At 45.2% G+C, this 23,007-nt stretch carries 27 protein-coding genes; 11 read left to right on the top strand and 16 right to left on the bottom strand.

All coding sequences use genetic code 11. The annotated features are described in order from the left end of the window. Positions 1-45 precede the first annotated feature (45 nt). Entirely contained in the window at positions 46-1,389 is a 1,344-nt protein-coding gene (pmbA, locus tag ACWYU8_RS18880) for a metalloprotease PmbA (RefSeq protein ID WP_457521280.1), read from the top strand. Between the two features lie 188 nt (positions 1,390-1,577). On the opposite strand, the gene mgtE is transcribed toward pmbA, so the two are convergent. The 11 genes from mgtE to ACWYU8_RS18825 form a co-directional block, all read right to left on the bottom strand. Then, positions 1,578-2,933: a magnesium transporter gene (gene mgtE / locus ACWYU8_RS18875; RefSeq protein WP_457521278.1), complete on the bottom strand. Its 1,356-nt coding sequence runs from the start codon at positions 2,931-2,933 to the stop codon at positions 1,578-1,580. 312 nt (positions 2,934-3,245) lie between these two features. Then, positions 3,246-3,521, bottom strand: a complete 276-nt coding sequence (locus ACWYU8_RS18870) for an HPr family phosphocarrier protein (protein WP_457521276.1) — start codon at positions 3,519-3,521, stop codon at positions 3,246-3,248. A gap of 2 nt (positions 3,522-3,523) precedes the next feature. Then, positions 3,524-4,393: an RNase adapter RapZ gene (rapZ, locus tag ACWYU8_RS18865; RefSeq protein WP_457521274.1), complete on the bottom strand. Its 870-nt coding sequence runs from the start codon at positions 4,391-4,393 to the stop codon at positions 3,524-3,526. 14 nt (positions 4,394-4,407) lie between these two features. Further along, the gene (gene ptsN, locus ACWYU8_RS18860) at positions 4,408-4,854 is read right to left on the bottom strand and encodes a PTS IIA-like nitrogen regulatory protein PtsN (RefSeq protein ID WP_457521272.1); all 447 of its coding nucleotides are present in this window, start codon (positions 4,852-4,854) and stop codon (positions 4,408-4,410) included. Positions 4,855-4,856: 2 nt separating this feature from the next. Continuing rightward, positions 4,857-5,144, bottom strand: coding sequence for a ribosome hibernation promoting factor (gene hpf / locus ACWYU8_RS18855; RefSeq protein ID WP_457521271.1), 288 nt, complete (start codon positions 5,142-5,144; stop codon positions 4,857-4,859). A 23-nt stretch (positions 5,145-5,167) separates the two neighbouring features. After that, positions 5,168-6,640 (bottom strand): RNA polymerase factor sigma-54, encoded by a 1,473-nt coding sequence (locus ACWYU8_RS18850; RefSeq protein WP_457521269.1) that lies wholly within the window; start codon positions 6,638-6,640, stop codon positions 5,168-5,170. Between the two features lie 71 nt (positions 6,641-6,711). Then, positions 6,712-7,437, bottom strand: a complete 726-nt coding sequence (lptB, locus tag ACWYU8_RS18845; protein WP_457521267.1) for an LPS export ABC transporter ATP-binding protein — start codon at positions 7,435-7,437, stop codon at positions 6,712-6,714. A 1-nt stretch (position 7,438) separates the two neighbouring features. Further along, positions 7,439-7,933 carry a lipopolysaccharide transport periplasmic protein LptA gene (gene lptA, locus ACWYU8_RS18840; protein ID WP_457521266.1) on the bottom strand — a complete coding sequence of 165 codons (495 nt, stop codon included), beginning with the start codon at positions 7,931-7,933 and terminating at the stop codon, positions 7,439-7,441. After that, a complete protein-coding gene (lptC, locus tag ACWYU8_RS18835) occupies positions 7,914-8,477 on the bottom strand; it encodes an LPS export ABC transporter periplasmic protein LptC (protein ID WP_457521264.1) in 564 nt (187 codons plus the stop codon). Before lptC ends, lptA begins: the two co-directional genes overlap by 20 nt. Before the next feature lie 79 nt (positions 8,478-8,556). Continuing rightward, the gene (gene kdsD, locus ACWYU8_RS18830) at positions 8,557-9,528 is read right to left on the bottom strand and encodes an arabinose-5-phosphate isomerase KdsD (protein WP_457521262.1); all 972 of its coding nucleotides are present in this window, start codon (positions 9,526-9,528) and stop codon (positions 8,557-8,559) included. A gap of 40 nt (positions 9,529-9,568) precedes the next feature. After that, complete coding sequence (locus ACWYU8_RS18825) at positions 9,569-10,537, bottom strand: calcium/sodium antiporter (protein WP_457521260.1); 969 nt, start codon at positions 10,535-10,537, stop codon at positions 9,569-9,571. A 400-nt stretch (positions 10,538-10,937) separates the two neighbouring features. Between ACWYU8_RS18825 and mlaF the strand changes: the two genes are divergently transcribed. The 8 genes from mlaF to ACWYU8_RS18785 all read left to right on the top strand — a co-directional run bounded on the left by mlaF (position 10,938) and on the right by ACWYU8_RS18785 (position 16,401). After that, positions 10,938-11,741: a phospholipid ABC transporter ATP-binding protein MlaF gene (gene mlaF, locus ACWYU8_RS18820; RefSeq protein ID WP_457521258.1), complete on the top strand. Its 804-nt coding sequence runs from the start codon at positions 10,938-10,940 to the stop codon at positions 11,739-11,741. After that, on the top strand, positions 11,731-12,522 hold the full coding sequence (gene mlaE, locus ACWYU8_RS18815; protein WP_457521257.1) for a lipid asymmetry maintenance ABC transporter permease subunit MlaE: 792 nt from the start codon (positions 11,731-11,733) through the stop codon (positions 12,520-12,522). The genes mlaF and mlaE overlap by 11 nt, the downstream gene beginning before the upstream one ends. A gap of 2 nt (positions 12,523-12,524) precedes the next feature. Next, a complete protein-coding gene (mlaD, locus tag ACWYU8_RS18810) occupies positions 12,525-13,037 on the top strand; it encodes an outer membrane lipid asymmetry maintenance protein MlaD (RefSeq protein WP_457521255.1) in 513 nt (170 codons plus the stop codon). A gap of 2 nt (positions 13,038-13,039) precedes the next feature. After that, positions 13,040-13,678, top strand: coding sequence for a phospholipid-binding protein MlaC (mlaC, locus tag ACWYU8_RS18805; RefSeq protein WP_457521253.1), 639 nt, complete (start codon positions 13,040-13,042; stop codon positions 13,676-13,678). Beyond that, positions 13,678-13,998 (top strand): STAS domain-containing protein, encoded by a 321-nt coding sequence (locus ACWYU8_RS18800; RefSeq protein ID WP_457521251.1) that lies wholly within the window; start codon positions 13,678-13,680, stop codon positions 13,996-13,998. Before mlaC ends, ACWYU8_RS18800 begins: the two co-directional genes overlap by 1 nt. Before the next feature lie 4 nt (positions 13,999-14,002). Beyond that, positions 14,003-14,257, top strand: a complete 255-nt coding sequence (gene ibaG, locus ACWYU8_RS18795; protein WP_457521250.1) for a BolA family iron metabolism protein IbaG — start codon at positions 14,003-14,005, stop codon at positions 14,255-14,257. Between the two features lie 9 nt (positions 14,258-14,266). Then, positions 14,267-15,532 (top strand): UDP-N-acetylglucosamine 1-carboxyvinyltransferase, encoded by a 1,266-nt coding sequence (gene murA / locus ACWYU8_RS18790; protein WP_457521249.1) that lies wholly within the window; start codon positions 14,267-14,269, stop codon positions 15,530-15,532. Positions 15,533-15,675: 143 nt separating this feature from the next. Further along, entirely contained in the window at positions 15,676-16,401 is a 726-nt protein-coding gene (locus ACWYU8_RS18785) for a 1-acylglycerol-3-phosphate O-acyltransferase (RefSeq protein ID WP_457521248.1), read from the top strand. Positions 16,402-16,480: 79 nt separating this feature from the next. Here ACWYU8_RS18785 and ACWYU8_RS18780 read toward each other — a convergent pair whose 3' ends face one another. From ACWYU8_RS18780 to arcA, 5 genes are all read right to left on the bottom strand, one after another. After that, entirely contained in the window at positions 16,481-16,870 is a 390-nt protein-coding gene (locus ACWYU8_RS18780) for a RidA family protein (protein ID WP_444495823.1), read from the bottom strand. Positions 16,871-17,000: 130 nt separating this feature from the next. Then, positions 17,001-17,462, bottom strand: a complete 462-nt coding sequence (pyrI, locus tag ACWYU8_RS18775; RefSeq protein ID WP_444495822.1) for an aspartate carbamoyltransferase regulatory subunit — start codon at positions 17,460-17,462, stop codon at positions 17,001-17,003. Between the two features lie 15 nt (positions 17,463-17,477). Further along, positions 17,478-18,407 (bottom strand): aspartate carbamoyltransferase, encoded by a 930-nt coding sequence (pyrB, locus tag ACWYU8_RS18770; RefSeq protein WP_457521247.1) that lies wholly within the window; start codon positions 18,405-18,407, stop codon positions 17,478-17,480. A gap of 273 nt (positions 18,408-18,680) precedes the next feature. Further along, a complete protein-coding gene (locus ACWYU8_RS18765) occupies positions 18,681-19,685 on the bottom strand; it encodes an ornithine carbamoyltransferase (protein WP_457521246.1) in 1,005 nt (334 codons plus the stop codon). Between the two features lie 149 nt (positions 19,686-19,834). Then, entirely contained in the window at positions 19,835-21,058 is a 1,224-nt protein-coding gene (gene arcA / locus ACWYU8_RS18760; RefSeq protein WP_457521245.1) for an arginine deiminase, read from the bottom strand. Positions 21,059-21,643: 585 nt separating this feature from the next. Between arcA and rraB the strand changes: the two genes are divergently transcribed. Both rraB and ACWYU8_RS18750 read left to right on the top strand, forming a co-directional pair. After that, positions 21,644-22,060: a ribonuclease E inhibitor RraB gene (gene rraB / locus ACWYU8_RS18755; protein ID WP_444495818.1), complete on the top strand. Its 417-nt coding sequence runs from the start codon at positions 21,644-21,646 to the stop codon at positions 22,058-22,060. 146 nt (positions 22,061-22,206) lie between these two features. Continuing rightward, the gene (locus ACWYU8_RS18750) at positions 22,207-23,007 is read left to right on the top strand and encodes a glycosyl hydrolase 2 galactose-binding domain-containing protein (RefSeq protein ID WP_457521244.1); all 801 of its coding nucleotides are present in this window, start codon (positions 22,207-22,209) and stop codon (positions 23,005-23,007) included.

Below are 23,007 nucleotides of genomic sequence, written 5' to 3'. Positions count from 1 at the left end.
ATTCTTGTTATTCTATTGTACATCGAATTCAAGATGTGAAAGACAATGGATATTAAACAGCAGGTTGCTGAGCAACGTACCGAGCTAGAACAAGCTGTGGAGAGAGCGTTAAAGCTTGCCGCAGCGAAATCAGATGCCGCAGAAGTCGCTATTACTAAAAGCACTGGATTAAGTGTTTCCACCCGAATGGGGGACGTAGAAAATGTTGAATTCAATAGCGATGGTGCACTTGGCATTACCGTTTACCGAGGTCAACGTAAAGGCAGTGCGTCCACATCTGATCTGAGTGAGGCCGCGATTGAACAAACCGTCATCGCTGCGTTGGACATTGCTAACTACACATCCGCAGACCCATTCGCAGGCCCTGCCGCGAAAGAGTACATGGTTGAATCGATCCCTGATTTGGATCTGTTCCACCCTGATGCCCCAGATCCTGATTATGCAGCGAAAGTCGCGATTGCGGCTGAAAAAGAAGCGCTTAGCTATGACGGTGCGATCAAACAAAGTGACGGTGCCAGTTACGATAGCCATTACGGTGTGAAGGTCTATGGTAACAGTCATGGCCTGCTGGCAAGCTACGCTTCAAGTCGTCACAGCACCAGTTGTTGTGTGATTGGTGTCGGCAAGAACGGTGAAATGGAGCGCGACTACAGCTACACCGTTGCACGCCACCGTGACGATCTCTGGAAGCCAGAGGTTGTTGGTCGTAAAGCTGCAGAGAACACCATCAACCGCTTGGACGCGCAGAGACTAAAAACGGGTCAATATCCGATTATGTTTGCCGCAGACGTTGCGACAGGCTTAATTGGCCACTTAGTGATGGCGATCAGCGGCGGCAACCTTTACCGCCAATCTTCATTCCTGCTGGACCATCTCGGTAAGCAAGTTCTGCCTGAATGGTTCAACATTTTTGAGCGCCCACATGTCCTGCGCGGATTGGCATCAAGTCCGTTTGACAGTGAAGGCGTCTACACACAAGACCGTGAAATCATTACTGATGGCGTGTTGGCGACGTATCTGTTGACTAGTTACGCGGCGCGTAAAATGAAAATGGAACCAACTGGCCATGCTGGTGGTATTCATAACTGGTATGTGAAATCGACGGGACAGAACTTTGAGCAGATGTTGAAAGAGCTTGGTACTGGCTTACTGGTGACTGAAGTGATGGGACAGGGCGTGAATGTCGTGACTGGTGATTACTCACGCGGTGCGGCTGGTTTCTGGGTCGAAAACGGTGAAATTCAGTACCCAGTGTCTGAAATTACTATCGCAGGTAATTTAAAAGATATGTTCAACAAGATTGTTGCCGTTGGCAGTGATGTGGAAACACGTTCTCAGATTCAGACGGGTTCTATCTTGCTGGATACAATGAAAGTCGCGGGTGAGTAGTGTTAGAAGGGCCTAGGTTCTAGGATCCTAGGCCCTAGAGGGAGCTGGTTGGGATTACGAATACAAAAATATACTTTTCAGTACTCTGTAATCCGTATTCCAAAACAACAAGCACCTGAGCTTCCATTTTTAACTGAACTTACCACAGACACTCCTAGAACCTAGTCACCTAGGATCTAGGACCGTTTTTAAATCATAATAGTCGCGAGTCCCAGGAACACCGATAGGCCAATCACATCAGTGACGGTTGTTAAGGCCATACCGCCAGCCAGAGCAGGGTCGATATTCATCTTTTTTAGTAGGATAGGAATACTTACCCCCGCGATTCCCGCAACCAACAGATTGGTTAGCATCGCGGCGGAGATAATGCCACCCAGCATCCAGTTGCCTTTCCAGACCACGACGATACCACCGATGATCACTGCCCACATGATGCCGTTAAGCAAGCCGATCGCCGCTTCTTTCATCAACAGCTCACGCTTGTTTGCGTCACCGATATGACCGAGAGCAAGGCCACGAATAACCAGTGCTACTGTTTGGTTTCCCGCAACCCCGCCCATTGATGGCACGATAGTCATTAAGACGGCAATCGCTGCCATCTGATCCAACGTGGCTTCAAACATGTTAGAGACGGAGGCGGCAGCCAGCGCAGCAAGTACGTTCGCGCCTAGCCAGATACTGCGTTTACGTGCAGATTTAACTACAGGTGCGAAGGTATCTTCATCGTCATCCATACCCGCCATACTCATCATGGAGTGCTCAGCATCTTCACGGATAACGTCAACCACGTCATCGATAGTGATACGACCAACCAGGTGTTGGTTTTCATCCACGACCGGCGCAGATACCCAGTTACGACGTTCGAACAGGCTGGCAACATCAGAATCGCTGGTGTCCACAGTGATCGCTTCGTCGGCATCTTCCATAATATCGATGATTTTGATATCAGGCTGAGCCGTAATAAGCGTTGTGATGGGCAGTTCACCAATCAATTTACTTTCATCGTCAATCACATAAAGTGCATCAGTGGCTTCTGGTAATTCGCCTTTCATACGTAAGTACCGCAAGACCACATCCACATCAACGTCACCACGAATGGTGATAACGTCGGTGTTCATTAGGCCGCCAGCGGTATCTTCCGGGTAGGACAGTGCAGTCTCGACTCGGGCACGGTCCGCAGAGTCCATTTGCGACAGAACTTCACGTGAGAGATCGTCTGGCAAGCTACGCAGTACGTAAGCCACGTCATCGGTATCCATGCCTTCAGTCGCTTCTGCAAGCGCTTCGGGAGCCATTTTGGACACGAGGTTGTCTTTAACGTCTTCGTTCAGTTCGTCAAGAATCTCACCATAGTCTTCTGGGTCGGTGAGTTGCCAAAGCACTTCACGACTTTTACGTGGTGCAGCTTCTAAAAGATGAGCGATATCCTCAGGTTCCATGTCCTGAAGTTGACGACGAACATGGACGAAGCGGCCGTTTTCTAACGCTTCTGTGATTTCTTGGAGGGCTTGGTGAGCTTGATCGAATTCTATTTGCTCTGCCATTCGTTCCTCCTAATTCCTGATGTTTACAATGCGTTGAATAATAACTTAATTCTAGGCGCCTTTTAATAACAACTTATGAAACTTAACAAAATTATTTATGGAGGGGAGGAGAGAGGTCCTAAGGTGGCTAGGATCCTAGGTTCTAGGAGTGTCTGTGGTTAGTTCAGTTAAAAATGGAAGCTCAGGTTCTTGTTGTTTTGGGAATACGGATTACAGAGTACGGGAAAGTATATTTTTGTATTCGTAATCCCAACGATCTTTATCTAGGATCTAGGGCCTAGAATCTAGGACCTCGTTACCTAGGTCCTTTCCCTATTCACCTTCTTCGAACTTGTCTTCAATAAGCAGGCATACCGCATCCAGCGCTTGTTCGGCTTGGTCACCTGTTGCATGAATCGTGACGTATTGGCCTTGTGCCGACTCAAGCATGAGTAGTCCCATGACACTGTCTGCTGTCGCCGTTTTGTCTTCTTCGTTATCAATGGTGATGATGGCTTCAAAACTTTGAGCCAGTTCCACTAATTTCACCGCGGCACGTGCATGTAGACCTAGACGGTTTTGGATTAATACCTTACGACTTAATTCCACCGTTACTCCTTATCTTTAGCGTTCTTTTCTAGCGAGGTATGACGAATCTGCACCTGATGTCCCTTTTCCGCGAAGTACTCACCAATTTTTTGTGTCAGATATACCGAGCGATGTTTACCACCAGTACAGCCTATTGCCACGGTGAGATAGCTGCGGTTGTTTGTTTCAAGCAGAGGGAGCCAAGTCTCAATAAAACTCTCAATCTGATACTTCAGAGTCAGTACGGATTGGTGTTGTTCTAAAAATGCAGCAACTGGTGCATCTAGCCCGGTAAATGGGCGCAATCCAGGTTCCCAGTGTGGATTTGGTAAGAATCGCACATCAAATACGTAGTCTGCATCGGACGGCAGTCCATATTTGAAGCCAAATGATTCAAAGACCATTACCAGTCCTTTGCGGTCACGAGCCTCAATACGCGTACGTACTGTCTCACTCAAATCATGTAGAGATTGCCCACTACTATTGAGTACTAAGTCGGCGTGAGCTTTGAGTGGTCGCAAAATCTCTCTTTCACGCTCGATGGCCTGATCGAGAGAAAGGGATTGACCGCCAAGTGATAGCGGGTGAATTCGTCGGGTTTCGCTGTAGCGTTTAAGTAACGTTTCCTTATCCGCATCCAAAAATAGCATGGTGACGTCCAGCTCTTTTTTCAGCTTTTCCAGCGTGACTGTGAACTCTTTGAGCTTTTTAGGAATATTGCGAATATCGATGCTTACCGCAACGTTCTGTTTGCTGTCAGCAATGGACTGAACAAATGCGTCAAGCAGGTTAACGGGTAGGTTATCAACACAGTAGTAACCTAAGTCTTCCAGTACCCGCAGTGCAATACTCTTTCCGGCACCAGAGTGCCCGCTAACAACGATTAATCGCATGGTGTTCGCCTTGCTTATTGGTGAATCATGATGTCGTAGAGTTCTTGATCACTTTGAGCATTACGCAATAGTTTTAATACTTGCTTGTCACTCAGACGTTCTGCCATAGAGGATAGAGTCTTGAGATGCTCTTTGCACTGCTCTTCTGGTACGAGGAGCGCAAAAAGTAGGTCGACAGGACGATTATCGATCGCGTCAAATTCAATCGCTTCATCACATTGAAGAAGCACAGCGATAGCTTTATCGCTCGATTGCATTCTGGCGTGCGGGATAGCAATACCGTTACCAATTCCAGTACTGCCCATTTTTTCTCTGTTGAGCATACACTCAAACAGCTCGTTAGAGTCTTGGCCCGTATGATCTGCAACAATACGGCTGATCAGTTCCAGGGCGCGTTTTTTACTCGTACAGTGGACTGCACTTTTTGTGCAGTCCAATGACAGTATTTCGCTCAGTTGCATGATTAATGACTGTTTAGTTTTTCTTTGTGCTTGTTAAGTTGACGAACCAGTTTGTCTACCAGCGAATCGATCGCTGCATACATATTCTCGTCATCGGATGACGCATGGATTTCGCCTTGGTTTACGTGGAGCGTAGCTTCCGCGATTTGAGTTAATTTTTCAACTTTTAGTACGACTTGGACCTGATTTATATGGTCGAAGAATCTTTCGAGCTTCTGAAACTTAGATTGAACATAGTCTTGCATTGAATCGGTAAGATCAACGTGATGGCCTTGGATATTGATTTGCATAGACTTTCCTTTTCAGTTAGTGCCTAAAGTAGGCGTTTACGCTGACTTGAAGGGGCGATACCCAAGGATTCACGATATTTAGCTATCGTACGTCTCGCGACCTGAATCCCTTGGTCAGCCAGAAGAGCAGCAATCTTGCTGTCACTAAGTGGTTTTGCAGTATTCTCTGCAGCGACCAGTTTCTTAATGAGCGCGCGAATTGCTGTTGACGAACATTCTCCGCCATTATCTGTACTCACATGGCTGGAGAAGAAGTACTTCAATTCAAAAATACCACGTGGTGTATGCATGAACTTTTGTGTTGTAACACGAGAAATCGTGGATTCATGCATATCGACCGCCAAGGCTACATCATTTAGTACCATTGGCTTCATGGCTTCCTCACCATACTCGAAGAAATCTTGTTGATGTTCAACAATACATCTTGCAACTTTGAGTAGCGTCTCGTTTCTGCTCTCTAAGCTCTTAATTAACCACTTTGCCTCTTGCAAATTACTACGAATGTACTGGCTATCGGCACTGTTGCCTTTACCCAGTTGGGCATACTGTTGATTAACTTTTAACTTTGGAATGCTGTCAGGGTTTATGGAAACCGTCCATTTCCCATTATCTTTATATACGGATACGTCCGGAATGACGTATTCAGTATCGTCTGGAGTAATGCGACTACCCGGACGAGGATCCAGCTGTTGGATTAATGTTAGAATTTCACGAAGATCGGATTCTTTTAGTTTCGTTTCTTTAATGATCAGCTTGTAATCACGGTTACCAAGATGTTCAATGTGATGTGTCAGAACCATTCTGGCTTCTACAAGCCATGGAGTGTCCTCTGGAAACGTCGCTAACTGGAGAAGTAAACACTCTTGCAGATTTCGTGACGCAACACCAAGAGGGTCAAACTGTTGAATTCGCTTACGAACCGCTTCTACTTCTTCAAGATCAATATCTTCATTATCGAAGCTTTCGTGAATGTCTTCCGGAGAAAGGGTTAAATAGCCGTACTCGTCAATCGCATCTATGATGGCAATGGCGATGGTACGGTCTGTTTCACTGAACGGGGTTAAATCCAATTGCCACATCAGGTAATCGTATAACGATTCTGTGGTTTCACCTTGGTAGACTGGCATTTCATCATCCAGCGCAAGACCAGTGCTACCCGTGTTTGCACTGTAAACATCATCCCAAGTAGTGTCGATTTCCAGTTCCGAGCTGATTTCCGATTTTTCAATCACTTCTGAACTGTCAGGAACATCCACTTCAGTAGGTTCGTTAGCACTGTGACTATTGTCAGACGCATCCAATTCTGATTTATCTTCACCATTAGCTAGTGGCTCATCTTGGCCATCTTCAACCTCCAGTAGTGGATTTGAATCCAATGCTTCTTGAATTTCCTGTTGAAGATCGAGTGTCGACAACTGCAATAAACGAATCGCCTGTTGCAGCTGAGGCGTCATGGCTAACTGCTGACCTAGCTTAAGTTGTAATGAAGGTTTCATTCAGTGTTACTTACCTTGTAATGCTCAGAATCTTACCGTTCCTACCTATAATCATAGACGGAATTGAATAATCATAGACGGAATTGTTCGCCGAGATAAACTTGTTTTACCTGTTCATTGTTGAGAACTTCGTCCGGAGTTCCCGATGCAATTAGGTGTCCTTGACTTACGATATAGGCTTTTTCACATACGTCCAGTGTTTCGCGTACGTTATGGTCAGTTATCAAGACACCAAGGCCACGATCGCGCAGATGTTCAATGATTTTTTTGATATCACCCACGGAAATTGGGTCAACGCCCGCAAAAGGTTCATCCAGCAAAATGAACTGAGGATTCGCCGCTAAAGCGCGAGCAATCTCAACCCGGCGTCGCTCGCCCCCAGAAAGTGCCATGCCGGCACTGGTTCGGATATGTTGTATATGGAATTCTTCCAATAGATCTTCTAATTTGTCCTGGCGTTCTTCTCTGGTCATTTCCTGACGAGTTTCCAGAACGGCCATGATGTTGTCTTCAACCGATAGTTTACGGAAGATAGACGCTTCTTGGGGAAGGTAGCCAATGCCAAGACGTGAGCGACTGTGCATAGGTAAAATGCTGATGTCTTGATCATCAATAGTGATAACGCCTTCATCGCGGGGTACTAATCCCACTATCATATAGAATGACGTGGTTTTACCCGCACCGTTTGGCCCCAATAAGCCTACAATCTGACCAGATTCTACTTCTAAGCTAACATCGGTTACTACCTTGCGCTTCTTGTAGCTTTTCGCCAGGTTTTTTGCACTTAGTACCGCCATATTAGTTCTCTAGCTGATTAGGTTGCAAAATGGTTGTGACTCGTTCGTTTTCAGAGCTGTCTGCCACCAGTTTTTGTTGACCAATTTGGTAACGAATGGAAGAGCCTTTAATAGTGTTCCCATCTTGCGCGAGCTGAGCTTGGCCTTTCATGGTTAATTCGTCAGTTGAGATACGATAATCGAGCTCAGTTGCTTGACCACTCAGCGTTTTACCATCGTCCATCAGTTGCGAAAACTTAGCCGGTGAACCAAAGGCCTGAATTTGGTTGATCGTTTCAGTTTTTGCATCGCGAGTGACCACGATTTTATCTGCATCAATATTGATGCTACCTTGCTTTAGAGATACGTCGCCACTGAAAATAACCTGGTTGCTCTTCATATCCACTTGTTGGGTATCAGAGTTAATGTAAACCGGCTGTTGAGTATCCGACTTTAATGCCAGCGCGTGAGGCGCCGCCAGAACCAGTGCCAGTAGGCTAAGGTGTAATGGTTTCATATCGACCTTGAACTTTATCTGTCAGAGTCGCAGTGTGCTGTTTCAAGTTGCCTTGCATTGCGCCTCCGGTAGTTTCAAATTGTGGCCCGACCAACATTACCTGCTGATCAGCTTTAAAATCACGATTAGTTAGATTAATGACCATCTTATCAGTTGCCATGGTATCAAAGCTGGCGTCTGGTAATAGGTTCTGCATTAACACCTTGTCATATAAAGTCAGTGTTTGGTTTTTATCTAACACAGCTCTTGTTGCTGTTACCTTCCACTCAACAACGTTACCTTCACGGTAAACCATTAATGTCGGATTGTTAAAAATCGTTTCTCCACTCTTAGCGTAATAATCTAAGTTGTTGGAGCGGATGATGTAACTGCGAACACCATCTTCACCATAGGTGATATTTTCCAGTCCAGTGCCACTGAACATAGGCAGTTCGGTATTTGGTGCTACCTGAATCGTATCTTTGCTTTTTGGTGTCACTAAATAATAGGTGCACCATGCTATTACGAAAATCAAGAGCACATAACAAAGGCGAGTAAAACTCATATAATAAAGGCCTATCGTTTAGCTCAGTACTTCCCTGACCATTGCCTTAATCTTAAGTGGTTTAGGCTTTGTGATGATATTACATCACACCAGCTTTTAGTAAATCATGCATGTTCAATGCACCAACAACTTTATTGTTCTTACACAGAATCAGAGCGTTGATGTTTTTGCTTTGCATTAAGTTCAAGCCTTCAACGGCAAGCATCTCCGGCTGTGCAGTTGTCGGGCTTTGGGTCATCACTTCGCCGATGGCGGTCGTGTGAATATCAATGCGTTTGTCTAATGTCCGACGCAAATCACCATCAGTGAATATACCAAGCATAGCATCGTGTTCATCCACAATTGCGGTCATTCCCAGACCTTTTTGCGAGATCTCAAGAAGTGCATCGCGAATCAGCGCATCTGGCGACACTTTTGGAAGTGCATCGCCAAAGTGCATAATATCAGACAACTTAAGCAGCAATTTTCTTCCTAACGCACCGCCTGGATGTGATAGTGCAAAATCTTCTGCGGAGAAACCTCTGGCCTGAAGCAGCGCGACCGCTAAGGCATCGCCCATCACCAAGGTCGCGGTTGTACTACTGGTTGGAGCCAAACCAAGAGGACAGGCTTCTTGTGGAACCGTAATCTGCAAGTGCAAATCTGACAGTTGCGCCATGTTAGATTCCGGGTTACCCGTCATGCTGATAATGTTAATGTTCAGACGCTTCAATACTGGAAATAGAGACAAGATCTCATGCGATTCACCAGAGTTGGAAATGGCAATAACAATGTCTCCGGCACTTATCATCCCCAAGTCGCCATGGGCTGCCTCGCCTGGATGAACGAAAAAAGCCGACGTCCCGGTGCTTGCTAAGGTTGCGGCAATCTTATTACCAATATGGCCTGATTTACCCATTCCCATCACAACAACTTTGCCTTTGTTGGAGAGTATTAATTCGCAAGCCTGCTCAAATTGTTGATCAAAGTATTTATCCAGCTCTTGCAGAGCGGCAACTTCGATATCAAGCACTTGCTTTGCTGCAGCGCGAAAATCAAATAGGTTGGACATATCAGTGCTCCAATGTGTTTCTATTACCAATGAAATGGGGTTAAGCGGTCATGTTTGCAAATAAGTAGATTTGGTATCCCAAGAAGCACGCAAACAGAATGGCACCTTCAAGACGGTTAATGCTGCGCGATTTACCTAAACACATTGCTAGCAGCAGGAGGGATACTCCCAGCATCACCCAAAAATCGCGCCCCATTGCGTATTCGCTTAGCATTGATGGGTTGATGATGCCTGGAATTCCCATTACTGCCAAAATATTGAATACGTTAGAGCCGATAATGTTTCCTACCGCCATGTCATCTTCGCCTTTTAGTACGCCAGCAAGTGACGCCGCGAGTTCCGGTAAACTGGTGCCGATAGCGATGATGGTCAAACCGATCACAAGATCGCTCATACCGAAATGTTTAGCAATGATAACAGCGTTATCAACTAAAATGTTCGCGGAGACAGGCAGCAACACCAAACCAAACACAACCCAGATTGCGGCTTTTGAGTTGCTCACGCCTTCAGGGATTTCAGATTCCTGGTCATCGAGAAAGGCATCGCCTGACTTTTGTTCTTTACGGCTGATTTGTAACATGACAAACAAAAATGCGCCGAATAATACAAACAGGAGAACACCTTCATAGCGTCCAAGGTGGTTATTCCAAAGAATTGCACCAGCAATCAACGTGACTGCAATCATCAATGGCAGTTCGCGACGAATAACACCAGAGCTTATCGATAGCGGTTTAATAAGAGCGGTGATACCCAAAATCAATGCGATATTCGCGATGTTCGAGCCCAGAACGTTACCGACAGCGGTGTCGGTTTTACCATCCAGTGCTGCGGTTGCAGAAACCATCATTTCAGGTGCAGATGAACCCATAGCCAGAATTGTCATACCAATTACAAGCGGTGAAATGCCAACGTTGCGAGCAATGGCTGCAGAACCAAAAACAAGTTTATCTGCACTCCAAACGAGTAAAACAAGACCAACGATAAGCAACGCGACTGCTTCTACGAGCATGATAATTCCTAACTATTAAATGAGCGAAATGAGTAACCGCTAATTTTGACCTTTTGCTGCGGAAAATGGAAGATAAACAACGAATAAATTAAAGCTTAGTAACGAAATTGTGTTTAGTTGTTGCTCGTTCAATCGCTACTATTAAAGCAATGATTCTGCATTAAGATGTAAATACTACGTCGAGATTTAGCTATTGTTGTGCAGAAATCAATTGAATTTGGCCTGCTTTATTTAATCGAACAGTGCTTTAAATTCGCAGCTAATGTGCTTATGATTGCACCCTAATTAATGAATCGAAGTTGCTTTAAAGTTTCTATAACGTTAAAGATTGAAAACATTCGGACGTGTGTTGGCTTGATAAGACTGCGAGTTCCAACGCTCCGACAGTAGAAGAGATGATATGTCGAACAACGATTTAGTCACCGTGAACAATCTCACTTTTTCACGAGGAAATCGCACGATCTTTGATGGTATTGATCTGCACGTTCCCGAAGGTAAAGTGACCGCGATCATGGGACCATCGGGTATTGGTAAGACGACGCTGTTACGCTTGATAGGCGGCCAGCTGTATCCCGAACAAGGGGAGATTTGGTTTGATGGTGACAACATTCCAACTCTTTCGCGTAAAAAACTATACCATGCTCGTAAGAAGATGAGCATGCTGTTTCAATCCGGAGCATTGTTCACGGATTTGAACGTTTTTGATAACGTTGCTTTTCCTCTGCGTGAACACACTGAGCTTTCAGAAGACATAATCCGGACTATGGTACTGCTTAAGCTGGAAGCGGTTGGCTTGCGTGGTGCCGCTCAGTTGATGCCGAGTGAATTGTCAGGCGGGATGGCGCGTCGTGCGGCTTTGGCTCGGGCAATTGCACTCGATCCGGATTTGATCATGTACGACGAGCCGTTTGTGGGACAAGACCCTATTACAATGGGGGTGTTAGTCGAGCTTATCAGTAATTTAAACCAGGCACTTGGTTTGACTTCTATCGTCGTTTCGCACGATGTACCGGAAGTCATGAGCATTGCTGACTGGGTTTACTTACTTGCGAACGGCAAAATCATCGCATTTGGTACACCAGATGATCTGAGAAAGAATCCTGACCCACGCGTACAGCAGTTCTTACAAGGCGATGCGGATGGTCCGGTGCCATTTAGCTACCCTTCTCAAAGTATCGAAAAGGATTTATTTGATGGTCGATAGCTTTCTTAAATTTGTCGCTTCATTAGGGAAACGCACATTATCCATATGTGAAGCTTTTGGCCGTGCTACTTTGATGCTTTTAGGTGCTCTGTTAGCGAAGCCTCAACCGAGAAAAAGTTTCCCTTTGCTGATTAAACAGCTCTATTCCGTAGGGGTTCAATCGCTTGCGATTATCGTCGTGTCGGGTTTATTTATCGGTATGGTACTGAGCCTGCAAGGCTACGTTGTCTTGGTAGACTACGGCGCAGAAGGCAGTTTAGGTCAGATGGTTGCGCTGTCTTTGTTGCGTGAACTTGGGCCCGTGGTCACCGCTTTGCTGTTTGCCGGACGTGCTGGCTCTGCTTTAACCGCAGAAATCGGTTTGATGAAAGCGACCGAGCAGCTTTCCAGTTTAGAGATGATGGCGGTCGATCCTTTGAAACGAGTCATTGCACCACGTTTTTGGGCTGGTGCGATCTCTATGCCTCTGCTCGCTATGATCTTTATGGCGGTAGGTATCTGGGGGGCTCAGCTTGTCGGGGTAGACTGGAAAGGGGTTGATCACGGCAGCTTTTGGTCGGCCATGCAATCTTCTGTAGAGTTAGGGCAGGACATTGGCAACAGTATGATCAAATGTTTTACGTTTGCTATTACTGTGACTTGGATCGCTCTGTTTAATGGCTACGATGCGATTCCTACTTCGGAAGGGATTAGCCGAGCAACTACACGCACTGTGGTGCATTCTTCTTTAGCAGTACTGGGGCTAGACTTTGTACTGACAGCATTGATGTTTGGGAATTAATCATGCAACAAACACGTAAAACAGAATTATGGGTTGGCAGCTTTGTATTAGCGGGAATTTGCGCGATTCTTGTGATGATTTTTCAAGTCGCTGACGTAAAAAGTATGGGCTCTGGTGATACTTACACCCTCAAAGCCGAGTTTGATAATATTGGTAGTTTGAAAGTTCGTTCTCCTGTAAAGGTGGGTGGTGTGGTCATCGGCCGAGTCAGCGATATTACTCTCAATCCAGATAACCTGTTGCCAGAAGTCAGTTTATCTATCAACAGTCAATACAATCAGTTCCCTGAAACATCGAGCGTACAGATCCTGACATCAGGACTGATTGGTGAGCAATACATTGGCTTAGTACCTGGTTTCGTTTTTGATGACGAAGTGATGTTGGCTGACGGTGATACCATCGAAGATACGAAATCTGCTCTAGTACTGGAAGACCTCATTGGTCAGGTACTTTACAGCGTGGGCGGTTCAAACGATTCAAGTGACGATTCAAGTGACGATTCAAGTAAGGAATAATTATGTTTTCTAGATTACTACTTTTGGTTTTCACTGTTTTTACAGCTTTCGGCGTGAGCGCTGCAGAAGTTGATAAATCTCAGCCCTATCAAATGATGAAGCAGGTAGCAGAAGTTACGTTTGATCGCTTAAAAGCGGAACAGCCAAAAATTAAGCAAGATCCTAACTACCTTAAAGAGGTGGTGGAACAAGAGCTAATGCCTTATGTCAACTACCGTTACGCGGCGTTAAAACTGTTAGGGCCAAACCTGAAAGGGACGAAACGTGAAGATGTGCTTGAGTTTATTGATGCGTTTCAGGGGTACCTGATAGCGTCTTACGCTCAAGTGTTGACGCAGTACAGCGATCAACATATTGAGTTTGGTCCTGAACCTAAAGTTGATCCATCTGATCGTATTACCAGTGTCAAAGTCGATATCATTGACGCGCCACGTCCGAATATCAAACTTGAATTCAAGCTGCGTAAAGATAACAAAACGGGTGAGTGGGAAGCATTCGATATGATTGCTGAAGGCATAAGCCTGTTATCAAGCAAGCAGTCTGAGTGGAATTCAAAGATTCGCCAGGAAGGTATTTTGTCTGTTGCGAAAGATCTTGAAAAACTGGCAGCGGAACCGATTCGCTTTGAGGCGAAGAAATAATGGCTAAGTCTCATGCTCAGTGGAATTTAACTGCGAACGTCCTGAAGCTTTCAGGTGCTCTAGATAGAGATACCGTGCCGTCATTATGGACATATGCACAACAGTGGCAACCTGCACAAACTGAGCTTGAATGCTCATTGAAAGACGTAGAGCGAGTCGATTCTGCGGGTGTGGCGATGTTAATTCACTTATTAGAGCATGCAAAAAAACAAAACTGTCATATAATGCTCAGTTTCGTGCCAGCGCAACTGCGCACTTTGTTTCAACTGAGTAACGTTGAATCGTTAGTGGACAAACACATACAGAATTATCAGGGGTAAAATTGTGGACAGCGCAAAAGTACAACAGTTATTAGAAGAGGCACTAAACCTTCAAGAAGTGCATGTAAAAGGTGAAGGTAGCCACTACGAAGTGGTTGCTGTTGATGCTTGCTTTGATGGAATGAGCCGCGTCAAGAAGCAACAATTAATTTATGCGCCTCTGATGGAATACATCCAGCGTAACGACATTCACGCAGTATCAATTAAAGCGTTCACACCAGCAGAGTGGGCTCGTGATAAGAAACTGATGTCGCTTTAAGGTTTATTGATGGAAAAGTTTCGAGTTATTGGGTCTGACAAGCCGTTAGTCGGTGAAGTGACCATTTCCGGTGCAAAAAACGCAGCACTGCCTATTTTATTTGCGTCTATTTTGGCTGAAGAGCCAGTAGAAGTGGCGAACGTGCCACATCTTCGCGATATTGATACAACGATGGAACTGCTAAAGCGTCTCGGCGCTAAAGTCAGCCGAAATGGTTCGGTTCACGTTGACCCAAGCAGTATCAACGAATATTGCGCACCTTATGATTTAGTGAAAACCATGCGTGCCTCAATCTGGGCTCTTGGCCCATTGGTCGCGCGTTTTGGCCAGGGTCAGGTCTCTTTACCTGGCGGCTGTGCCATTGGTGCTCGTCCGGTTGATTTACACATTACAGGTCTTGAACAACTAGGTGCAACCATCACTTTAGAAGATGGTTATGTGAAAGCCAAAGTTGATGGTCGTCTGAAAGGCGCGCATATCGTGATGGATAAAGTGAGTGTTGGCGCAACCATTACCGTGATGTGTGCAGCGACACTGGCTGAAGGCAAAACAGTATTAGACAATGCTGCACGTGAGCCTGAGATTGTAGACACCGCTGAATTCCTGAACACGCTGGGTGCAAAAATCTCTGGTGCTGGCACTGACACGATCACTATTGAAGGTGTGGAGCGTCTTGGTGGCGGTAAACATAGTGTGGTTGCAGACCGCATCGAAACCGGAACATTTTTAGTTGCGGCAGCGGTCTCTGGTGGCAAAGTTGTTTGTCGCAACACCAATGCGCATTTACTTGAAGCGGTGTTATCGAAACTTGAAGAAGCGGGAGCAGCAGTGGAAACCGGTGAAGACTGGATCTCTGTTGATATGACGGGTCGTCCGTTAAAAGCGGTTAGCATTCGTACCGCACCGCACCCTGGTTTCCCAACCGACATGCAAGCACAATTCACGCTGTTGAACATGATGGCGAAAGGTGGTGGCATCATCACCGAGACTATCTTTGAAAATCGCTTCATGCATGTGCCAGAGCTCAAGCGCATGGGGGCAAAAGCCGAGATTGAAGGTAACACGGTTATCTGTGGTGACGTCGAATCGTTAAGCGGAGCACAGGTAATGGCAACAGATTTACGTGCATCGGCAAGTTTAGTTATCGCAGGTTGTATTGCGAAAGGTGAAACCATCGTTGATCGTATCTACCACATCGATCGTGGTTACGACAAAATTGAAAATAAACTGGCTGCTCTTGGCGCAAATATTGAGCGAGTGAGCGAGTCAAGTTAAACTGCGCAGCAGATGATTTGGATATGAAAAGCCGAAACCCAGGTTTCGGCTTTTTTATATCACTCTCTTTTTTATCGTAAAGGCATAAAAATTGAGGGAAATTGAAAGCTGTATCTGGCAGGAGCCAGTTTTGGAGAACAAGAATGATTGCACTGTTACGTGTATTTGCTATCGCAATATTCGCTATTGTGATGTTTATTGGCGGTTGTGGTTACTGCCTGTTAAGTCCACGCAACCCTAAACACGTTTTCACTTTTGGCCGTCTGTTTGCCAAAATGTCTCGCCTGTGTGGGGTTAAGCTGGAACTGCGCCTTCCTGAAGATGCGTATTCTCGTGGCCAGCACATTTATATTGCTAACCACCAAAACAACTGGGACATGTGCACGGTATCTGCGGCAGTAACACCAAAGGTGGTTACCGTCGGTAAAAAAAGCCTGGCGTGGATGCCACTGTTTGGTCAGCTTTACTGGTTGACGGGTAATATTCTGATTGACCGTGCTAACCGTTCAAAAGCGAAAGGCACCATCGATCAAGTGGTAAGTAGCATGAAAAAGAGTGATGTGTCGGTTTGGATGTTCCCGGAAGGGACGCGTTCACGTGGTCGTGGTCTATTGCCATTTAAGACAGGCGCATTTCATGCCGCGATTGGTGCTGAAGTGCCAATTATTCCTATCGTTTGTAGTTCAACTGATAAACTCAAACTGAATCGTTGGAACAACGGTCATGTGATTGTTGAGATGTTGCCGCCAGTGAGTACGGAAGGTTGCACTAAAGAAGACATCCGTGCGTTGGCGAATACTTGTCGTGAGCAAATGAAACAGAAGCTACAAGAGCTGGATGAAGAAGTAAAACAGCGCAACGCCGCGTAGTTTTACCGACTTAATAACAATAAAAATGGGTAGCTCAGGCTACCCATTTTTTATTTGAACTGACTAACTCTAGTAGCAATTATTTGCGAACCGCGATTGCTTCAATCTCGATACCCACGTCTTTTGGTAGGCGAGCAACTTCAACACAAGAACGAGCAGGGTAGTTCGCTACCTGATGCTCGTCGAAGAACTTGCCGTACACTTCGTTTACTGTGCCAAAGTCGTTCAGATCTTTAACGAAAACCGTCATTTTCACGATGTCAGATACTTGAAGGCCTGAAGCTTCTACTACAGCTTTTACGTTGTCTAGAGACTGGCGCGCTTGTTCTGCGATATCTGCAGATACTTCACCTGTCGCTGGATTTACTGGGATTTGGCCAGAAGTTAGAACCATGTTGCCTAGGTCTACGCCTTGAACGTAAGGGCCGATTGCTGCTGGTGCTGATTCCGTGTGAAGTACTTTCGTCATTTTAATTGTTCCATCTGTTTTAGCGAATAAAGAGTCTCAGTGTGCCTCTAAACCTGCAACAGGTAAAGAGCAAAATGCCCTGTAAATACAGGGCATTTGAACTTATGAGAGGTCTGAAATGTTGCGTTGATTATCTCTCTGTAACGATCTCTCTTGAGTATACTTTTTCGCAGTATTTGCACTTCAGACGAATCTCTTCTTTCTTCTCAAATACTTTGAAGCTGCTCTCGACGGGCTCGTTGTGAGATATACAGTTTGTGTTAGGACACTCAAAAACATTGTTGATTTGCTCTGGTAGCTCTAACGCAAGTTTCTTCACGACTTCGTAGTTCTCGATTTGGTTCACGGTCGCATGTGGTGCATACAGAGCCAGTTTGCTTGCTTGTTCTTCATTAATGAAGACATTCTCAATTTTTAGCAGGTCTTTGTGCCCGAGTGCCGATGACGGTAAATTCAGGCCGATAGTCACACGCTGAGACGAGTTATGCATATCAAATAGCTTTAATACTTTAATGCCGATTTGAGCTGGGATGTGGTCGATTACGGTACCATTTTTAATTGCTTCTACCTGCAATTGAGTTTCTTTAGCCATGTCTTTTCTCCTCGATTACAGTGTTTCGTTCAGAACCAATGCCAACAGTGCCTGACGGGCATACACGCCATTTTGCGCTTGCTGGAAGTAGTAAGCGTGCGGCGTTTTATCAACGTCAGTGGTGATTTCATCCACACGTGGTAGTGGGTGCAGTACTTTAAGATTCTCTCGTGCCCCTTCTAGCAGTGCTGCTGTCAGGATGTAAGCCGACTTGAGGTGTGCGTATTCTGATTCATCAAAACGCTCTTTCTGTACTCGAGTCATGTACAGGATATCAAGTTCAGGAATAACGGCTTCCATTTCTGTATGCAGGCTGTACTCAATACCCGCTTCATCCAGCTCTTCACAGAGGTAATCTGGCATTGCCAGTGCTTCAGGAGCGATAAAGAAGAAACGGATATTATTGAATTTCGCCAGAGCTTGAGTCAGTGAGTGAACGGTGCGACCGTATTTTAAATCACCAACGAATGCCACATTGAGGTTATCTAAGCGACCCTGCGTTTCTGAGATGGTGTAAAGGTCTAGCAGAGTTTGGGTTGGGTGTTGGTTTGCACCGTCGCCTGCGTTAATGACTGGAACGCCGTTTGAGAATTCTGAAGCCAGACGTGCTGCACCTTCTTGAGGATGACGCATAACGAATGCATCTACGTACGAAGAGATGACTTGCACAGAGTCCGAAAGTGTTTCACCTTTCTTTGCCAGAGAAGTATTTCCATCGTTATCAAAACCAATGACGTCGCCGCCCACGCGTTGAATTGCCGTTTCAAACGACAGACGTGTGCGTGTTGATGGCTCAAAGAAACAGCTCGCAACGACTTTATTTTTAATCAGTTCTGGTTGAGGTTCCTTCTTCAGGTTACCTGCTGTTGCGACAATAAGTTCCAGCTCTTCACGTGAAAGCTCTGGAATAGAGATGATGTGCTTCTGGTAAAGCGAGTTCGCCATGATCTTCTTCCCTATAACAGTGATGACTATCTCCAAAATAAACCGTGAGGAATTTTGGACATAAAAAAACCTCCCAAATGGGGAGGTTTAAAAAACAATAGAATTAACGAAAATAACACCACATAAGCGTAGTCGCTTAGTTAGAGCAAATCGCGTTTTTACGTCAGCAATCAGCGTGGTCATTTCGTAATCCTCAGACAAATTGCCGAGCATTATACGCCTAACTTTGTCTAGTGCAAGCGATTACATCATGCTTTTAGCTACTAAAAGCGGTTAACTTCCTAGAGTCGCTACCATCACCGCTTTGATGGTGTGCATGCGGTTTTCTGCTTCATCAAACACGATAGAATAGTCAGACTCAAACACATCTTCAGTGACTTCCAAGCCTTTCATGCCGTATTTTTCTGCGACTTCTTTGCCGACTGTGGTTTCATCGTTATGGAAAGCGGGTAAACAGTGCATAAATTTCACATTTGGATTGCCCGTTTGCTTTATGACATTCATGTTGACCTGATAAGGTTTCATCAGCGCTACACGCTCATCCCAGGCTTCCGCAGATTCACCCATTGATACCCAAACGTCGGTGTACAGGAAGTCACAACCTTTAACACCTTCTTCAACGCTTTCAGTTAAAGTGATTTTTGCACCAGTTTGCTGTGCGATTTCCTGACATGTCTCGACAAGGTGTTCTTCTGGCCAGAATGCTTTAGGAGCAATTAAACGAATATCCATGCCCATTTTCGCTGCGCCGACCATGAGAGAGTTGCCCATGTTATTGCGAGCATCACCTAAGTAGGCAAAGGTGATTTCATGCAGATGTTTTCCGCGACCATGCTCCTGCATCGTCAGGAAATCAGCAAGAATTTGGGTCGGGTGGAATTCATCCGTAAGACCATTCCAAACAGGAACACCAGCGTAAGCGCCGAGATCTTCGACGATTTCCTGGCCGTAACCACGGTATTCGATACCATCATACATACGGCCTAGTACGCGGGCGGTATCTTTCATTGACTCTTTGTGACCGATTTGAGAGCCAGAAGGTCCGATATACGAGACTTGTGCTCCCTGATCAAAAGCCGCAACTTCAAACGCACATCGGGTTCGGGTAGAAGATTTTTCAAAGATGAGTGCGATATTTTTCCCTTGGAGTTTCTTCTGCTCTGTTCCTGCATATTTTGCTTTTTTTAGCTCTGCAGACAGTTCGAGCAAGAACAGGATTTCTTTAGTTGAGAAATCCAACAGCTTCAGAAAGTTGCGATTTCGTAAATTGAAAGCCATAGCTCGTCCCTTTGTACGTGTGATTGATTTTGAATCACTGCATTAAAACATATAAATGCTTTTATTGTGAATAATTATTTTAATTAAAAACTAAAAAAGGTTGATGTATTCACATCAACCTTAGTTTTTATTCACTGCTTCTGAAAGGGTTATATATCGTCTCGCTCAATCGGACAGCTCATACAGCGCGCTCCGCCGCGACCACGCCCCAGCTCGTTGCCAGGTACGGTTAATACCTTAATACCCGCTTTATCGTACTTCTCGTTGGTGTAGACATTACGTTCGTAACCAATTACTACCCCCGGTTTGACCGTCAGTACGTTATTTGCGTCGTTCCATTGTTCACGCTCTGCTTCATAGCTATCACCACCGGTCGTGATGATTTTGAGCTGATCCAAGCCAAGTGCTGATTCAATCGCATGCAGGTAGTTGTGTGACGCTTCCACATGCATCTCACCATTCGTGCCTTTTGGTGTCAGGCGCCATGTATCAAGATCTTTGCGCATGATTTCTGGGTAAACCGAGAAGGTATCAACATCCATGTGAGTCATTACCGTATCAAGGTGCATACATGAACGGTGCTTTGGAAGATCGATGGCAATCACTTCGGTTGCATGACCTGCTTTAAACAGGCTTGCTGCCAGGTTCTCGACACCTTGCGCCGTAGTTCGCTCGGACATACCAATCAGTACCGCTCCCTTACCGATCACCAGAACATCACCACCTTCCACGTTTGCGTTATCGTAGTGAAGATCTTCATCACCGAAGTACTTAATGAAGTCTTGGCCAGCGAAGATCGGATGCCAACGATAGATGGCACGTAAGTGGTTTGTTTCACGCTGGCGTGCCGGCATCATCATTGGGTTCAGAGACACACCGCCGTATACCCAACATGACGTGTCACGGGTAAACAGATGGTTTGGCAGAGGCTCTATTACAAAGTCCAGAGGACGTCTCATCTTCGGTAGCATAGAAGAGGATTTAATTGGCAATTCAGAATAAGCCAAACCACCTAACAGTACCGATGCAAGGTGCTCATTGTCCATCTCTGAGAAATAAGCGCGTAGGTCACGAGCGAAGGTTGGGCCGTAGCGGAAATCAGAAATCTGAGTATCCAACAGCCATTTCTTCGCTTCTGGAACTGCCAGAGTTTCGACGAGTAAATCGTGAAGTAGCAGTACTTCTACATCTTGATCGCGTAAAGTACGGGCGAAAGCATCGTGCTCTTCTCCTGCCGCTTCTACTGCCAGTACATCATCAAATAACAATTCATGACAGTTTGATGGTGTTAAGTGGGTTAGGGCGCGCTCAGGGCGATTTAATAGAACTCGTCTAAGTTGACCAACTTCTGATCCTACGTACAGCTTACTCATTTTGTATCCTTACAGATTTACTTGCCGCTATTTATGACAATCTTATGGATAAGATGCAAGTTAGTTAAGTTTGGTTATATTTTGTAAATTAATAATTTTTTGACTTAAGATTCTGAATTATCATTTTTACTTGTTTGTTTTTGATATTTTATTCTTATTTTGTAGTTTTTAGTAAATTGCGTTTTTATTCTTTTAGACCGAGTGATGAAAATTACATTCCAAGTGCATAAAATGCGCATAGTTATTCTTTATTTTGCATATTGTGAGTTTCTTTATTCGTTGCACTGAAAAAATGAGTCGTTTCTGTATGCAAAAATGGGCAATAAACACGCATAGAAAGTAGGATTGCGCTTCTAATGTGCCGATTAGGATCTTCTGAATATTACAAAACCCACTTTCTTGTTAATTTTTTGTGACCTTGCGTGAAGGGGAGAAATGTTTATCAAGGAATAATTGCCAACAATCGCTATGGATTGGTGTTTGTTAGTGGCTTTTCATCGCAATCCATGCCATATTTCACCGGATCAGAATACCCAGTTAATTGGGTATCGTGTTTCCATCAAGTAACTAATCTGGAGCCTAAACATGTCTCACGAAGATGAATATCTGTCAGTAGAAGAATTAATTGAGATTCAAAAGGAAGAGACTCGCGATATCATTGCCGCTTTGTTAGAGGATGGCAGCGATCCAGATTCACTCTATGAAATCGAGCACCACCTGTTTGCGGAAGATTTTGACACGCTAGAAAAAGCGGTTGTTGAAGCATTTAAGATGGGCTTTGAAGTACTTGAAGCAGAAGAAACAGAAGACGAAGACGGTAACAAACTGCTTTGCTGTGACGCGACAATGGAGTCGGCACTGGATGCAGAAGCGATTGATGCTCAAGTTGAGAAGCTGGTTCATCTTGCTGAGAAGTACGACATCATTTATGACGGCTGGGGTACGTATTACGAAGGCGAAGACGCGCTTTACCCTGACGAAGAAGACGAAGATGAAGAGTAGTCGATAAACTACTGAGAAAACCAGCGGATGTCGCTGGTTTTTTTATGTCTAAAAAATGATAAGTGTAAGCTATGCAACTAATTCACATTGAGCTTGTGTGGTTTTTTTACCATAATGCGTAAAAATTGATCCAGCTCAAGGTGTATATGCAACAATCTCTCGCCGGCTTATGGCAAGTCTCTCCACTGACGGACCTCTCCATCCCTCAAGATGACATCACTTTTCCTGCTCCTCTGAGTCAGGTGCTCCCTGATGAGTTGACGGAAGATACGATTCGTCAGCAAGAATGGCATCTGATGCATGATATCGAAGTGGATGAGTCCATGATGGCATTCCCTGCGGTAGAAATGGTATTAGGTGGTGTGGACTATCATGCTGAAGTTCGTTTGAACGGCGTGGCGTTGTTTGACTGTGATGGCACCCAGAATGTGTATAAGAAAGACATTCGTCCATTCATGCAGATGGGGCGTAATCGCTTCGAGATTTTGTTCTTAGAAGAAGAAGAGGACCTCCTTCTTGAGGAAGATTCGCCTGAGCTGTGTACTCTTACCAATCGAGAATACAAGAAAAGCGATGAGCGAATGGGGGTATGGCAGGAGCCTTACCTGCAATTTATTCGCAATGTTCGGTTAGATAGAGTCGCCACTGAGCAGATCTGGCACCACGGTGGGGGTTGTGAGTTTAAAGTTGATCTTTATTATCAGACGTTTGCTCCTGGTTTGGTCTCCGCATCAGTTAAATTTAATGGCATGACTTACCATATTCCAATTGATGTACGTGTTGATAATGCCAGCGCACTGTTTCAGATTGAAGCGCCAAAATACGCGGATCTCCACGATCCCGATCCAAACGATCTCTATCAATTGTCGGTTGAGCTGGACGGTCAACGTCAGGATTTTTCAGTCGCATTAAGTCAGGAGATCTGCGTTACTCACCTCGTACTTTAA

This window comes from Vibrio limimangrovi (assembly GCF_054064025.1).
This window is presented reverse-complemented; position numbering and strand designations above follow the sequence as displayed.

What these genes read in the sequence shown, in the direction of transcription:
- mgtE (WP_457521278.1), bottom strand. Translation starts at nt 2,933, where the DNA reads ATGGCAGAGCAAATAGAATTCGATCAAGCTCACCAAGCCCTCCAAGAA.
- ACWYU8_RS18800 (WP_457521251.1), top strand. Translation starts at nt 13,678, where the DNA reads ATGGCTAAGTCTCATGCTCAGTGGAATTTAACTGCGAACGTCCTGAAG.
- ACWYU8_RS18750 (WP_457521244.1), top strand. Translation starts at nt 22,207, where the DNA reads ATGCAACAATCTCTCGCCGGCTTATGGCAAGTCTCTCCACTGACGGAC.
- lptA (WP_457521266.1), bottom strand. Translation starts at nt 7,933, where the DNA reads ATGAAACCATTACACCTTAGCCTACTGGCACTGGTTCTGGCGGCGCCT.
- lptC (WP_457521264.1), bottom strand. Translation starts at nt 8,477, where the DNA reads ATGAGTTTTACTCGCCTTTGTTATGTGCTCTTGATTTTCGTAATAGCA.
- hpf (WP_457521271.1), bottom strand. Translation starts at nt 5,144, where the DNA reads ATGCAAATCAATATCCAAGGCCATCACGTTGATCTTACCGATTCAATG.
- pyrB (WP_457521247.1), bottom strand. Translation starts at nt 18,407, where the DNA reads ATGGCGAACTCGCTTTACCAGAAGCACATCATCTCTATTCCAGAGCTT.
- arcA (WP_457521245.1), bottom strand. Translation starts at nt 21,058, where the DNA reads ATGAGTAAGCTGTACGTAGGATCAGAAGTTGGTCAACTTAGACGAGTT.
- pyrI (WP_444495822.1), bottom strand. Translation starts at nt 17,462, where the DNA reads ATGGCTAAAGAAACTCAATTGCAGGTAGAAGCAATTAAAAATGGTACC.
- mlaE (WP_457521257.1), top strand. Translation starts at nt 11,731, where the DNA reads ATGGTCGATAGCTTTCTTAAATTTGTCGCTTCATTAGGGAAACGCACA.
- ACWYU8_RS18780 (WP_444495823.1), bottom strand. Translation starts at nt 16,870, where the DNA reads ATGACGAAAGTACTTCACACGGAATCAGCACCAGCAGCAATCGGCCCT.
- mlaC (WP_457521253.1), top strand. Translation starts at nt 13,040, where the DNA reads ATGTTTTCTAGATTACTACTTTTGGTTTTCACTGTTTTTACAGCTTTC.
- ACWYU8_RS18785 (WP_457521248.1), top strand. Translation starts at nt 15,676, where the DNA reads ATGATTGCACTGTTACGTGTATTTGCTATCGCAATATTCGCTATTGTG.
- mlaF (WP_457521258.1), top strand. Translation starts at nt 10,938, where the DNA reads ATGTCGAACAACGATTTAGTCACCGTGAACAATCTCACTTTTTCACGA.
- rraB (WP_444495818.1), top strand. Translation starts at nt 21,644, where the DNA reads ATGTCTCACGAAGATGAATATCTGTCAGTAGAAGAATTAATTGAGATT.
- rapZ (WP_457521274.1), bottom strand. Translation starts at nt 4,393, where the DNA reads ATGCGATTAATCGTTGTTAGCGGGCACTCTGGTGCCGGAAAGAGTATT.
- ACWYU8_RS18825 (WP_457521260.1), bottom strand. Translation starts at nt 10,537, where the DNA reads ATGCTCGTAGAAGCAGTCGCGTTGCTTATCGTTGGTCTTGTTTTACTC.
- ACWYU8_RS18850 (WP_457521269.1), bottom strand. Translation starts at nt 6,640, where the DNA reads ATGAAACCTTCATTACAACTTAAGCTAGGTCAGCAGTTAGCCATGACG.
- ptsN (WP_457521272.1), bottom strand. Translation starts at nt 4,854, where the DNA reads ATGCAACTGAGCGAAATACTGTCATTGGACTGCACAAAAAGTGCAGTC.
- ACWYU8_RS18765 (WP_457521246.1), bottom strand. Translation starts at nt 19,685, where the DNA reads ATGGCTTTCAATTTACGAAATCGCAACTTTCTGAAGCTGTTGGATTTC.
- mlaD (WP_457521255.1), top strand. Translation starts at nt 12,525, where the DNA reads ATGCAACAAACACGTAAAACAGAATTATGGGTTGGCAGCTTTGTATTA.
- murA (WP_457521249.1), top strand. Translation starts at nt 14,267, where the DNA reads ATGGAAAAGTTTCGAGTTATTGGGTCTGACAAGCCGTTAGTCGGTGAA.
- lptB (WP_457521267.1), bottom strand. Translation starts at nt 7,437, where the DNA reads ATGGCGGTACTAAGTGCAAAAAACCTGGCGAAAAGCTACAAGAAGCGC.
- kdsD (WP_457521262.1), bottom strand. Translation starts at nt 9,528, where the DNA reads ATGTCCAACCTATTTGATTTTCGCGCTGCAGCAAAGCAAGTGCTTGAT.
- pmbA (WP_457521280.1), top strand. Translation starts at nt 46, where the DNA reads ATGGATATTAAACAGCAGGTTGCTGAGCAACGTACCGAGCTAGAACAA.